This window comes from Klebsiella sp. A52 (assembly GCF_018388785.1).
Lineage (GTDB): Bacteria > Pseudomonadota > Gammaproteobacteria > Enterobacterales > Enterobacteriaceae > Klebsiella > Klebsiella aerogenes.
Window position 1 is genome coordinate 2734748 of the sequence record NZ_CP074437.1, and the last position, 12612, is coordinate 2747359.

Sequence of the window (12612 nt, forward strand, 5' to 3'; positions counted from 1 at the left end):
CTTTTTTTTGAATAAATCACGCCCACAACAAATAACAAACGACTCTCAGAGGATAATATTATGACGCGCCGTGCAATCGGGGTGAGTGAAAGACCGCCGCTTTTACAGACAATCCCGCTTAGTTTGCAACATCTGTTCGCCATGTTTGGCGCAACGGTTCTGGTGCCTATCCTGTTCCACATTAACCCGGCTACCGTACTGCTGTTTAACGGCATCGGTACGCTGTTGTACCTCTTTATCTGTAAAGGCAAAATTCCAGCCTATCTGGGGTCGAGCTTCGCCTTTATCTCCCCGGTGTTACTGTTGTTGCCGCTGGGTTATGAAGTGGCGCTCGGCGGCTTCATTATGTGCGGCGTCCTGTTCTGCATCGTCTCCTTTATTGTCAAAAAAGCCGGTACCGGCTGGCTGGATGTAATGTTCCCGCCGGCGGCGATGGGCGCCATCGTGGCGGTTATCGGCCTGGAACTGGCGGGCGTGGCGGCGAATATGGCCGGGCTGCTGCCGGCTGACGGTCAAGCTCCCGACAGCAAAACCATTATTATTTCGATGGTAACGCTGGCGGTGACGGTTTTTGGTTCCGTACTGTTCCGCGGTTTCCTGGCGATTATCCCGATTCTTATCGGCGTGCTGGTGGGCTATGCGCTCTCCTTCGTGATGGGCGTAGTCGATACGACGCCTATCGCCGAAGCGCACTGGTTCGCATTGCCGACCTTCTACACCCCGCGCTTTGAGTGGTTTGCCATTTTCACCATTCTGCCTGCCGCGCTGGTGGTCATTGCCGAGCACGTGGGGCACCTGGTGGTGACCGCCAATATTGTTAAGCGCGACCTGATCCGCGATCCGGGTCTGCACCGCTCGATGTTCGCCAACGGGCTGTCGACGATTGTCTCCGGTTTCTTTGGCTCGACGCCAAACACCACCTACGGTGAAAATATCGGCGTGATGGCGATTACCCGCGTATACAGTACCTGGGTTATTGGCGGCGCGGCGATTATCGCGATTCTGCTCTCCTGCGTCGGCAAGCTGGCGGCGGCGATTCAGATTATCCCGGTACCGGTGATGGGCGGCGTTTCTCTGCTGCTGTACGGGGTGATCGGCGCATCCGGTATCCGCGTGCTGATCGAATCAAAAGTCGATTACAGCAAAGCGCAGAACCTGATTCTGACCTCAGTTATTCTGATCATCGGCGTGAGCGGCGCCAAGGTGCATATTGGCGCGGCGGAGCTGAAAGGCATGGCGCTGGCGACGATCGTCGGTATCTGCCTGAGCCTGATCTTTAAACTGATCAGCGTCCTGCGTCCGGAAGAAGTGGTGCTGGACGCCGCGGATAGCGAAGAAGCGAAATAACGATCCTGATACCGGGCAGCGATCCTGCCCGGTTCTCTCCGGACCTAAAACTGTGTTAAACTCTTCGCGTTTTTCTGTAAGCCTATGTTGAGGTCCATCTGAACGCTCCGGCACAGCTCTCTTTGCCACTGTATCTTCCTGACGACGAAACGTTCGCGAGTTTCTGGCCGGGTGATAATCCTTCCCTACTTGCCGCTCTGCAGAACGTACTGCGGCAGGAACACAGCGGATACATCTATATCTGGTCACGCGAAGGCGCGGGGCGTAGCCACCTTTTGCATGCCGCCTGCGCTGAGCTATCCCAGCGTGGCGATGCCGTCGGCTACGTGCCGTTGGATAAGCGCACGTGGTTCGTGCCGGAAGTGCTGGACGGCATGGAGCAACTGGCGCTGGTGTGTATCGATAACATCGAGTGCGTGGCGGGGGATGAGCCCTGGGAGATGGCTATCTTTAATCTCTATAACCGTATTCTCGAATCAGGTAAAACTCGCCTGCTGATCACCGGCGATTGCCCGCCGCGGCAGCTGCATCTCGGCCTGCCGGATCTCGCCTCGCGCCTTGACTGGGGCCAAATCTACAAGCTGCAACCGCTGTCGGATGAAGATAAGCTGCAGGCGCTGCAGCTGCGCGCCAGATTACGCGGTTTCGAGATGCCGGAAGACGTCTGCCGTTTCCTGCTCAAGCGGCTGGATAGAGAAATGCGCTCGCTGTTTATGACGCTCGATCAGCTGGATCACGCGTCGATTACCGCCCAACGAAAACTGACGATCCCATTCGTTAAAGAGATCCTGAAGCTTTAGGCCGAAAGCGACGCCAACTCCTGCTCTGCCAGGCCGGTTAGCTGCGCCACCAGCGCGGGGGCGAGGCCGCTACGTAACATCGCGGCGGCGATACGTTTTGCTTCTTCTTGCCGACCTTCTTGCCGGCCCTGAAGCAGACCGCGCTCCAGGCCTTGCTGCTCGAGATATTCTGCAATAGTCATCAGCGTCTCCTTATGTTGCGGCGTCCGGCGTGGCAAATTCATCCAGCCAGCGTATAAGATGAAAAAAATCGCGCCGCGGGCAACACCGGCGGCGCGTAGGGGTTAGCTGACGATTTCCAGCACCTGTTCCGGCGGGCGGCCGATACGCGCCTGGCCGTGGCTGACCACGATGGGCCGTTCGATGAGTTTCGGGTTCTCGACCATGGCCTTAATCAACGCCTCTTCGCTGAGCTGTGGGTCGGCGAGATTGAGCGACTTATACAGATCTTCTTTCTGGCGCATCAGTTCACGGGCGCTGCTCATATTGAGCATTTTCAACAGCTGGCGCAGCGTCGCGGCATCCGGCGGTGTCTCCAGATACAGCACCACTTCAGGGTCGATGCCGTTGGCTTTCAGCAGGCTGAGCGTGTCGCGGCTCTTCGAGCAGCGCGGGTTGTGGTAAATTTTTACCGCGTCAGACATGTGGTCTCCTTACATTTTCTGATAGGGGCGGAATCTTTCCTGCAGCTGGCGCAGCTGGTCGATGCGAGCGTCGTAGCGCGCCTGCTGCAAACTGCCCAATTTCACTTGCGAACTGGCGCTGCTCAGCAGCGAGATGGCCTGGTCAAGCCTGCCGGCCAGCGCCATGCCTTCGGCCCGCGCCGCCAGCTCCTGGTCGCGATGACCCAGGGCGCCTTCCGCCTGCGCCAGCAGGTCCCAACCGTTGCCGTCATCTTTATTATTAAAGGTGTAGCGATTGAGTATGGTAGCGGCTTCCGCCGGCTGCCCGCCCTGCAGATAGGCGTTGGCCAGGTTCAGCTGCAGGACCGGATCGGTGCGGATCTCTTTGGCGTTTTTCAGACGGTTAATCGCGTCAGTGGTCTTTTTCTGTCCAAGATCGATATCGGTGGCAAGGTCAAGATACCAGGGATTTTGCGGATCGGCGCTGAGTAGCGGCTGTAGCGTTTTGCGCGCCTGATCGTAGTTATTGCTCTCCATGGCCAATAGCGCGCGGCCATACAGCGCGGCGTGCTGCTCGCGGATATTGCCTTTCGACCAGGCGTCAAGCAGATCGCTGCCGAGCTTATTTTCCCCGGAATTGTACATCCCGAGCGTACGGGCCTTGGCGAGATAGAAATCCGCCGACGACTGGACCACCACCGGACGCATCTGATTGGCGCGGTTACGGGCGTCGGCCAGACGGCTTTCCGGCAGCGGGTGAGTAAGCAGCATTTCCGGCGGGCGGCTGGAATAGCGGGATTCGTCGAGTAATTTACCCATAAACGCCGGCATTGCCTGCGGATCGAAACCGGAACGCTGCAGTACCTGAATACCGATGCGGTCAGCTTCTTCTTCATTCTGACGGGTGAAACTAATCATCCCCTGCTGGGTGCCGGCAAGGGTGCCGGTTAATGCCGCCATCCCCGCCTGCGGGCTGGCCATCGCCAGCAGAATTGAGCCCAGCGCGCCCACCCAGGTTAGCGGCGCGCTACGTTTTTGGTCTTCCATCGCGCGCGCCAGATGGCGCTGGGTAACGTGGGAGATTTCGTGCGCCATCACCGAGGCGAGCTCGCTTTCGTTATCGGAATAGCGGAACAGCGCCGAGTGCAACACCACGTTGCCGCCGAAGAAGGCGAAGGCGTTAATCTGATCGTTATTAATCAGATAAAAGTGGAACGGCGTACGCACGGAGTTAGCATGGGCGACCAGGCGCATACCCAGCCCGTTAATGTATTGCACCAGCAGTGGGTCGTTAATCAGCGGCGCGCTGCCGCGCAGCTGGCGCACGTAGTAATCCCCCATCTGCATTTCCTGACCGATGGAAAGCGTGCTTCCTGCCGAGGTGCCCATATCCGGCAGCGTATCCGCCGAGTCAGCGGCGGCAGGTAATATCGTCCCCAGCGTCAGCGACGCGACGGCGGCGGCCACCAGCGTTTTCTTTAACTGCCTGAACATAACCTCTGTCCTGTAATGTGGGTGTGCCAGTTTGACCGGTTGCGCGGCCCAATGTTCCCGTGCCGCAGATTCTGCGAGTTTAGCTGTGGTTGATGGCGTTGAAAATATGATATTCGCACAGTTGTGCAGGTTTGTGTCATAGCCAATAAAAAGCGAAGTCTTTTTTGTGACACTTAGATACAATTCCCCGGATTGTGGCGATTTGCGCTTCAGGGAAGGGTTTATGCTTGAGATGTTAATGCAGTGGTATCGTCGTCGTTTCAGCGACCCGGAAGCGATAGCGCTGCTGGTTATTCTGCTGGCCGGCTTCGGCATTATGTTCTTTTTCAGCGGCCTGCTGGCGCCGCTTCTGGTCGCCATCGTGTTGGCCTATCTGCTGGAGTGGCCGACCGTTCGCCTGGAGCGTATCGGCCTGTCGCGAACCTGGGCCACCTCGCTGGTGCTGGTGCTATTTGTCGGTATCTTGCTGCTGATGGCCTTTGTGGTGATGCCGGTGGCCTGGCAACAGGGCATTTATCTCATCCGCGATATGCCTGGCATGCTTAATAAGCTTTCCGATTTCGCCGCCACGCTGCCGCGTCGCTATCCGGCATTGGTGGATGCCGGCATCATCGATGCGATGGCGGAAAATGTGCGCACTCGCATGTTGACCGTGGGGGATTCGGTGGTGAAGTATTCGCTCGCCTCGCTGGTGGGCCTGCTGACGCTGGCGGTTTATCTGGTCCTGGTTCCGCTGATGGTCTTCTTCCTGCTGAAAGACAAACAGCAGATGCTGAATGCCGTACGCCGGGTATTGCCGCGTAATCGCGGTCTGGCGGGGCAGGTGTGGAAGGAGATGAACCAACAGATTACCAACTATATCCGCGGTAAGGTGCTGGAGATGATTGTCGTCGGCGTCGCTACCTGGATAGGCTTCATTCTCTTCGGTCTTAACTACTCGCTGCTGCTGGCCGTACTGGTGGGATTCTCGGTGTTAATCCCCTATATCGGCGCTTTTGTGGTCACTATTCCGGTGATCGGCGTGGCATTGTTCCAGTTCGGCGCGGGTACTGAGTTCTGGAGCCTGTTTGCCGTATACCTGATTATTCAGGGGCTGGACGGCAACCTGCTGGTGCCGGTGCTGTTCTCGGAGGCGGTGAATTTACATCCGCTGGTGATCATTCTGTCGGTGGTGATTTTTGGCGGGCTGTGGGGCTTCTGGGGCGTTTTCTTCGCGATTCCGCTGGCGACGCTTATCAAGGCGGTAATGCATGCCTGGCCAGATGGAATGGCTATCGAAGACGAGTGACGCGCTGATTGAGCCAAAAAAAACGCCGGGCGATTTTTTATCCCCCGGCGTTTTTCATTTAGAGGTTATGCGTTTTCTTTCAGCCAGTTCAGCACGACATCGTGGTGATTGCTGGTTTTGAAGTTATCAAACACATGTTCAATCTTGCCGTCAGCATCAATGAGGAAGCTAATACGGTGAATGCCGTCGTAGGTTTTCCCCATAAATGATTTTTCGCCCCAGACGCCGAACTGTTCGCAGACCTGATGATCTTCATCAGACAGCAGCGTAAAGTTCAGCAGCTCTTTTTCGGCAAAACGGGACAGCTTTTCTGGTTTATCAGTGCTGATACCCAGTACTTCGACGCCCGCTTTTTTCAGGTCGTCCATATTATCGCGTAAACCGCACGCTTGTACGGTGCAGCCTGGGGTCATGGCTTTCGGGTAAAAATAAACCAGAACACGCTGTCCCTGGAAGTCGGTTAAATTTACTTCCTCGCCGTCCTGGTCCGGTAAGCTAAATTTCGGTGCGATATCACCGGCTTTCAGTGGGGTCATTGGTTAAACTCCATCCTGTTCATCATGCTGTGAATAATTAACGATGTTAATACTGCCTTGTGCGCTCAGTTCTGTACATAGTGCTTTGAACGCTTGCTCGATATTTGTCGTGTTTTGCGAGGCAGGACTGTGCGCGGTGATTTGAATAAATAGCTGAGCGGCGTCTTTATCTTCTCCCGGTTGAGTTCGGGAGACCAGTTCGGCGATATTCATATTCCACGTGTCGCACAGCGCGGTAAAGCGCTCAATAATATGCGGCGAGTCCGGCACCTCTACCTGGATCCAAACCGTATTCGGCATCGCCTGCGGCGGCCGGGCGGAGGTGCGCTTCATTACGATCAGCAAATCCAGCTCGGCTCCTTTTAACGGCAGCGTTGATTCGATCAGGTTAATCGCGTTCCACGAGCCGGAAAGCAGCATTATAAACGTGAACTCGTCGCCGAGCATGGCCAAGCGGCTGTCTTCAATATTGCAGCCGCAGCTGCTGACGTGGCGAGTGATTGTGTTTACGATGCCGGGGCGGTCTGCGCCCAGAGCGGTAATCACCAGATAGTGTTGTAATGAGGCTGTCAAACCTGTTCTTCCTTTAAAAAGGTGAGGTAACATTAGGAAAGCATAAAAAAAACCGGCGTACAACATCCCAGATGGCGTTGGGTCTCTTGCTTTTATTGCGGCACCAAACGTAACATTGAGAATCTTGTCCCACTTCTGCTCTGAGGATGGCCCATGTTCACGGGAAGTATTGTAGCGCTTGTCACGCCGATGGATGATAACGGTAATGTCTGCCGGTCAAGCCTGAAAAAACTGATTGATTACCATGTCGCCAACGGAACCTCGGCGATTGTTTCTGTAGGGACTACCGGCGAATCCGCCACGTTAAGCCATGAAGAGCATGGCGACGTCGTAATGATGACCCTCGAGCTGGCCGATGGCCGCATTCCGGTCATTGCAGGTACCGGTGCAAATGCAACCGCAGAGGCGATTAGCCTGACCAAGCGTTTTAACGATAGCGGCGTTGTCGGCTGCCTGACGGTCACTCCTTATTATAACCGTCCGACCCAGGAAGGCCTGTTCCAACACTTTAAAGCTATCGCTGAACATACTGACCTGCCGCAAATTCTGTATAATGTGCCGTCCCGTACCGGTTGCGATATGCTGCCGGAAACCGTCGGTCGCCTGGCGGAAATTAAAAATATTGTCGGTATTAAGGAAGCAACAGGGAACTTAAGTCGTGTTCACCAGATCAAAGAGCTGGTTTCAGATGACTTTATTCTGCTGAGCGGCGATGACGCGACCGGCATGGACTTTATCCAGCTCGGCGGCGTCGGCGTCATTTCCGTCACGGCGAACGTTGCTGCGCGTGAAATGGCGGACATGTGCCGACTGGCGATGGCGGGGCAATTCGCGGAAGCTCGCGCGATTAACCAGCGTCTGATGCCGCTGCATACAAAATTATTTGTCGAACCCAACCCGATCCCAGTCAAATGGGCTTGTAAGGCGTTGGGACTTGTAGCGACCGACACGCTGCGCCTGCCGATGACGCCGATTACCGAAGCGGGTACGAAAGCGGTTACCGCAGCGCTGAAGCATGCCGGTTTGCTGTAGAGTTTAGGGAGATTTGATGGCTTACTCAGTACAGAAGTCGCGCCTGGCGAAGGTTGCGGGTGTTTCGCTGGTTTTACTCCTCGCGGCCTGTAGTTCTGACTCGCGCTATAAGCGTCAGGTTAGCGGCGACGAGGCTTATTTAGATGCCGCGCCGCTCAGTGAACTCCACGCCCCGGCGGGGATGATCCTGCCGCTGCAGACTGGCGACTACAACATTCCGGTTGCTTCCAGCACCGGCGCGGTAGGCAAAGCGCTGGACATTCGTCCACCGGCTCAGGCGTTAGCTCTGGTCAGCGGCGCGCGTACCCAGTTTAACGGCGACACCTCCACCTTGATGGTTGAAAATAGCCGCAGCGGTTCTTTATGGGCGCAGGTTGTCAGCATCATCCAGGCGAAAAACTACACCATCACCAAGCGTGACGATGCAGGCCAGACGCTGAATACCGATTGGGTAGAGTGGAACCGCCTTGATGAAGACCAGCAGTATCGTGGCCGTTATCAAATCTCCGTTAAGCCGCAGGGCTATCAGCAGGCGGTGGTAGTGAAGTTGGTGAACCTGGAGCAGGCGGGCAAGCCCGTGTCTGACCCAGCTTCTCTGCAGCGCTACAGCACCTCGATGCTGAACGTTATCTCTTCCGGTCTTGATTCTAACGCCACCAATGCGCAGAACGCGGCGCAGAGAAGCGCTGGCGCGACCTTCGACGTGCAGAGCGCGGCGGATGACACCGGCTTGCCGATGCTGGTGGTGCGCGCGCCATTCAACATGGTATGGCAGAAACTGCCGGCCACGCTTGAAAAAGTGGGCATGAAGGTGACCGACAGCACTCGCTCCCAGGGCAGCATGGCGGTAACTTACAAGCCGCTGTCTGACAGCAGCTGGCAGGAACTGGGCGCCAGTGACCCACAGCTGGTCTCTGGCGACTATAAACTGCAGGTCGGCGATCTCGATAACCGCAGTAGCCTGCAGTTTATCGACCCGAAAGGCCACACTCTGACGCAGTCGCAAAATGACGCCCTGGTAGCCGTATTCCAGGCCGCATTTAACAAGTAATAAAAAGGGCTGGAGCAATCCGGCCCTTTTTCATGTATAGTGACGCAAACGTGTGCGTGGCCGCAAAGTCCGGTAAATTGCCTGATTTTGCCTACGGGCGGAAACGTAATTTTTTGGCTTAATATCACTGGAGTGGTGAAAGATGAAAAAGCAAGCTGAGTTGTATCGTGGCAAAGCGAAAACGGTATACAGCACCGAAAACCCGGATCTGCTGGTACTTGAATTCCGTAACGATACGTCAGCAGGGGATGGCGCCCGCATCGAGCAGTTCGATCGTAAAGGTATGGTGAATAACAAATTCAACCATTTCATTATGAGCAAGCTGGAAGAAGCCGGTATCCCGACCCAAATGGAAGCGCTGCTTTCCGATACTGAATGCCTGGTGAAGAAGCTGGATATGGTGCCGGTTGAATGCGTGATTCGTAACCGCGCGGCGGGCTCGCTGGTGAAACGCCTGGGTATTGAAGAAGGTATCGAACTGACTCCGCCGTTGTTCGATCTGTTCCTGAAAAACGACGCCATGCACGACCCGATGGTCAACGAATCCTACTGCGAGACGTTCGGCTGGGTGAATAAAGAAAACCTGGCGCGCATGAAAGAGCTCAGCTACAAAGCGAATGACGTACTCAGCAAGCTGTTTGATGATGCCGGTCTGATTCTGGTCGACTTCAAGCTGGAGTTCGGCCTGTTCAAAGGCGAAGTGGTGCTTGGCGATGAATTTTCTCCGGACGGTAGCCGTCTGTGGGATAAAAACACCCTCGATAAAATGGACAAAGATCGCTTCCGCCAGAGTCTCGGCGGCCTGATCGAAGCTTACGAAGAAGTGGCCCACCGTCTGGGCGTCAAGCTCGACTAATCTCCTCCGCGCCGGAAGAAATCGTCTCTTCCGGCGCTCTTATTCGTTGTTTCCTGTGGTAATCCTCCGCTGAACCGCCTACGATCTCTCATATTCGTAACATGATGGAATAGAGGTGCTTATGCGCTGGCAAGGGCGTCGTGAAAGCGACAATGTGGAAGACAGACGTAGTGATTCAGGTTCGCCGCTGGGCGGCGGTGGTGGCGGTTTCCGCATTCCAAGCGGTAAAGGCGGCATCGTCCTGCTGATTATCGTTCTGGTGGCGGGTTATTATGGCGTGGATTTAACCGGCATGCTGACCGGCGAACCGATGCCGCAGCAGCAGACTTCTACCCAGCGTTCGATCAGCCCGAAGGATGACGAAGCGGCGAAGTTCACCTCCGTTATTCTGGCCACCACCGAAGATACCTGGGGGCCTATTTTCGAAAAGATGGGGCGGCAATACGTTCAGCCGAAGCTGGTGATGTATCGCGGCGCGACTCGTACCGGTTGCGGCACCGGACAATCGGTGATGGGGCCGTTCTACTGCCCGGCGGACAGCACGGTCTATATCGACCTGTCATTCTATGACGAGATGAAAAACAAACTCGGCGCTGACGGCGACTTTGCGCAGGGCTACGTGATTGCGCACGAAGTCGGCCATCATGTGCAGAAGCTTCTCGGCATCGAACCTAAGGTCCGTCAGATGCAGCAGCAGGCTTCGCAGACCGAAGTGAACCGCCTGTCGGTGAAAATGGAGCTGCAGGCAGACTGCTTTGCGGGCGTCTGGGGCAATAACATGCAGAAGCAGGATGTGATGGAAACCGGCGATCTGCAGGAAGCGCTCAATGCCGCTGAGGCCATCGGCGACGATCGTCTGCAGGAACAAAGCCAGGGCCGCGTAGTGCCGGACAGCTTCACCCATGGGACTTCCCAGCAGCGCTATACCTGGTTCAAACGCGGTTTTGATAGCGGGGATCCTGCGCAGTGTAATACCTTCGGCAGCGCGCTTCGCTAACGTTCGCCGATGAAAGCACTGCTTGACCTGACCGCGCGGATGGCGCGCGAGGGCATTCGTCGCCTGCTGGTGCTCAGCGGTGACGAGTGCTGGTGCCTGACGCAAGCCCTGGATTTGCGAGCGCGGCTGGAGGGCGACGGACTGTGGGTCGGCCCGTCGTTACAGTTGGCACCCTGCGCGGCGCCGGGCGCGCTGAAAACGCTGCTCGGGCGCGAATTTCAGCATGCCTTTTTCGACGCTCGCCACGGTTTTGACGTGGCGGCTTTTGCCGCGCTTGCCGGCACGCTGCGCGCCGGCAGCTGGTTAGTGCTGCTGGCGCCGGATTTTGCCCGCTGGCCTGAGCAGGCGGATGGCGATTCGCTGCGCTGGAGCGATACGTCTGAACTAATCGCCACCCCTAACTTTGTCCACCGTTGTCTCCAGCTCTTCACCGCGGATCCTGAGGTCGCACTGTGGCGACAGGGCTACGGCTTACGGTTGCCGGAGGCCGCTCCGCGCAGAGACTGGCACGCTGCTGATGGCTACCCGCAGGCCGAACAGGCCGCCATTCTCACTTCGCTACTGTCATCGCCCCCGGAAATTGCCGCCGTTACCGCCGGGCGCGGGCGCGGCAAATCCGCGCTGGCGGGAATGTTGATTCATCAGCTCACCGGCTCCGCCATCGTCACCGCGCCGACGCGCGACGCGACGGAAGTCATCGCCGCTTTTGCGGGACAAAAGATATGCTTTATGGCGCCCGATGCGCTGCTGGCAAGCGATGCGAAAGCCGACTGGCTGGTGGTCGATGAGGCCGCCGCTATCCCGGCACCGACGCTGCGCCAGCTGACGGCGCGTTTTCCCCATACGCTGTTAACGACGACGGTTCAGGGCTATGAGGGAACCGGCCGCGGCTTCTTATTGAAGTTCTGCGCCGGTTTCCCAACGCTACGGCGGTATAACCTGTCGTCGCCGATTCGCTGGGCGCCGGGTTGCCCGCTGGAGTCGGTTATCGACCGGTTATTGTTATTTAACGATGAGGCATTTCTGCTGGCGCCGCATGGGGAACCGCAGCTGGAGACGTTAAGCCAGGATGCCTGGCGCGAACAACCCACGCGCCCATCAGAGGCTTATCAACTGCTTTCCGGCGCGCATTACCGCACTTCGCCGCTGGATTTGCGCAGGATGATGGATGCGCCAGGCCAGCACTTCACCGTGGCTCGCTGCGCGGATGGCGTCGCTGGCGCGGTGTGGCTGGTGGAAGAGGGCGGCCTCGAACCTGCGCTTAGCCGCGCCGTCTGGGCCGGATATCGCCGCCCGCGCGGCAATCTTGTCGCCCAATCATTGGCCGCGCACGGCGGTAGCCCGCTGGCGGCGACGCTGACCGGCAGGCGCGTCAGTCGTATTGCAGTCCATCCAGCGCGCCAGCGCGAAGGGTTGGGGCAGCGTTTAATCGCCCATGCCGTCAAGCAGACGCACGGCTGTGACTATCTCTCCGTCAGCTTTGGTTTTACCCCTGAACTATGGCGCTTCTGGCAGCGCTGCGGGTTTCTGCTGGTGCGCATGGGCACGCATCGCGAGGCGAGCAGCGGCTGCTATACGGCGATGGCGCTCTATCCGCTCAGCGAAGAGGGGCGGCAACTGGCCTGGCGCGAACATCAACGGCTGGCGCGGGATGAACGCTGGCTGAGTCAGTGGCGTGATGAACGCGCTCCGGTGACGATGGATGAAACAGCTATGCTTAATGAGGAGGACTGGCTGGAGGTCGCCGGTTTTGCCTTTGCGCATCGTCCGCTGTTGACGGCGGTCGGGAGTCTGAACCGGCTTCTGCAGGCGACGCCGTTGCCGTTAGTGGCGCTACGCGCGCGCTTAGCGCAGCAGGATGAAGCAGCGCTATGCGTGGACCTCGGTTTATCCGGTCGCAAGGCGCTACTGGCGCGACTGCGGGAAGAGGCGGCTGCGGCCATGGCGGGACTCGATCCTGCCCGCGCGCAGCGGCTGGAAGAGTGGGTCAGGAAGCTGCAATTTTTTTAACTAAC

The 12612-nt window shown here is 57.2% G+C and carries 12 protein-coding genes and 1 pseudogene; 8 read left to right on the forward strand and 5 right to left on the reverse strand.

Going from position 1 to position 12612, the window contains the following annotated elements; genetic code table 11:
- Positions 1 to 60 precede the first annotated feature (60 nt).
- Together uraA and KGA69_RS12980 are read left to right on the forward strand one after the other, a co-directional pair.
- A complete protein-coding gene (gene uraA, locus KGA69_RS12975; protein WP_045379877.1) occupies positions 61 to 1347 on the forward strand; it encodes a uracil permease in 1287 nt (428 codons plus the stop codon).
- Positions 1348 to 1445: 98 nt separating this feature from the next.
- Positions 1446 to 2147 (forward strand): DnaA inactivator Hda, encoded by a 702-nt coding sequence (locus tag KGA69_RS12980; protein WP_026612247.1) that lies wholly within the window; start codon positions 1446 to 1448, stop codon positions 2145 to 2147.
- On the opposite strand, the pseudogene KGA69_RS12985 reads toward KGA69_RS12980, so the two are convergent.
- The 3 genes and pseudogenes from KGA69_RS12985 to bepA all read right to left on the reverse strand — a co-directional run.
- Positions 2144 to 2365 (reverse strand): annotated as a pseudogene (locus tag KGA69_RS12985) (ISNCY family transposase); the annotation flags it as partial. The gene KGA69_RS12980 and the pseudogene KGA69_RS12985 sit on opposite strands and share 4 nt — an antisense overlap.
- Before the next feature lie 66 nt (positions 2366 to 2431).
- The gene (gene arsC / locus KGA69_RS12990) at positions 2432 to 2791 is read right to left on the reverse strand and encodes an arsenate reductase (glutaredoxin) (protein WP_047043470.1); all 360 of its coding nucleotides are present in this window, start codon (positions 2789 to 2791) and stop codon (positions 2432 to 2434) included.
- A gap of 9 nt (positions 2792 to 2800) precedes the next feature.
- Positions 2801 to 4264, reverse strand: a complete 1464-nt coding sequence (bepA, locus tag KGA69_RS12995; RefSeq protein ID WP_047043473.1) for a beta-barrel assembly-enhancing protease — start codon at positions 4262 to 4264, stop codon at positions 2801 to 2803.
- A gap of 223 nt (positions 4265 to 4487) precedes the next feature.
- On the opposite strand from bepA, the gene KGA69_RS13000 reads away from it, so the two are divergent.
- Complete coding sequence (locus KGA69_RS13000; RefSeq protein WP_045392657.1) at positions 4488 to 5552, forward strand: AI-2E family transporter; 1065 nt, start codon at positions 4488 to 4490, stop codon at positions 5550 to 5552.
- Positions 5553 to 5617: 65 nt separating this feature from the next.
- Here the strand turns inward: KGA69_RS13000 and bcp are convergent, their stop codons facing one another.
- Together bcp and KGA69_RS13010 are read right to left on the reverse strand one after the other, a co-directional pair.
- On the reverse strand, positions 5618 to 6088 hold the full coding sequence (gene bcp, locus KGA69_RS13005) for a thioredoxin-dependent thiol peroxidase (protein WP_015365462.1): 471 nt from the start codon (positions 6086 to 6088) through the stop codon (positions 5618 to 5620).
- Positions 6089 to 6091: 3 nt separating this feature from the next.
- Positions 6092 to 6661, reverse strand: a complete 570-nt coding sequence (locus tag KGA69_RS13010; protein ID WP_015365463.1) for a glycine cleavage system transcriptional repressor — start codon at positions 6659 to 6661, stop codon at positions 6092 to 6094.
- Positions 6662 to 6814: 153 nt separating this feature from the next.
- Here KGA69_RS13010 and dapA point away from each other — a divergent pair, with 153 nt between their 5' ends.
- From dapA to KGA69_RS13035, 5 genes are all read left to right on the forward strand, one after another.
- A complete protein-coding gene (gene dapA, locus KGA69_RS13015) occupies positions 6815 to 7693 on the forward strand; it encodes a 4-hydroxy-tetrahydrodipicolinate synthase (RefSeq protein ID WP_015365464.1) in 879 nt (292 codons plus the stop codon).
- Between the two features lie 16 nt (positions 7694 to 7709).
- Positions 7710 to 8744 carry an outer membrane protein assembly factor BamC gene (gene bamC / locus KGA69_RS13020; RefSeq protein WP_045392654.1) on the forward strand — a complete coding sequence of 345 codons (1035 nt, stop codon included), beginning with the start codon at positions 7710 to 7712 and terminating at the stop codon, positions 8742 to 8744.
- 142 nt (positions 8745 to 8886) lie between these two features.
- Positions 8887 to 9600, forward strand: a complete 714-nt coding sequence (gene purC, locus KGA69_RS13025; protein WP_015703148.1) for a phosphoribosylaminoimidazolesuccinocarboxamide synthase — start codon at positions 8887 to 8889, stop codon at positions 9598 to 9600.
- Positions 9601 to 9721: 121 nt separating this feature from the next.
- Positions 9722 to 10597, forward strand: coding sequence for a KPN_02809 family neutral zinc metallopeptidase (locus KGA69_RS13030; protein ID WP_045392648.1), 876 nt, complete (start codon positions 9722 to 9724; stop codon positions 10595 to 10597).
- Positions 10598 to 10606: 9 nt separating this feature from the next.
- Positions 10607 to 12607, forward strand: coding sequence for a tRNA(Met) cytidine acetyltransferase TmcA (locus tag KGA69_RS13035; RefSeq protein WP_213292374.1), 2001 nt, complete (start codon positions 10607 to 10609; stop codon positions 12605 to 12607).
- Positions 12608 to 12612 lie beyond the last annotated feature (5 nt).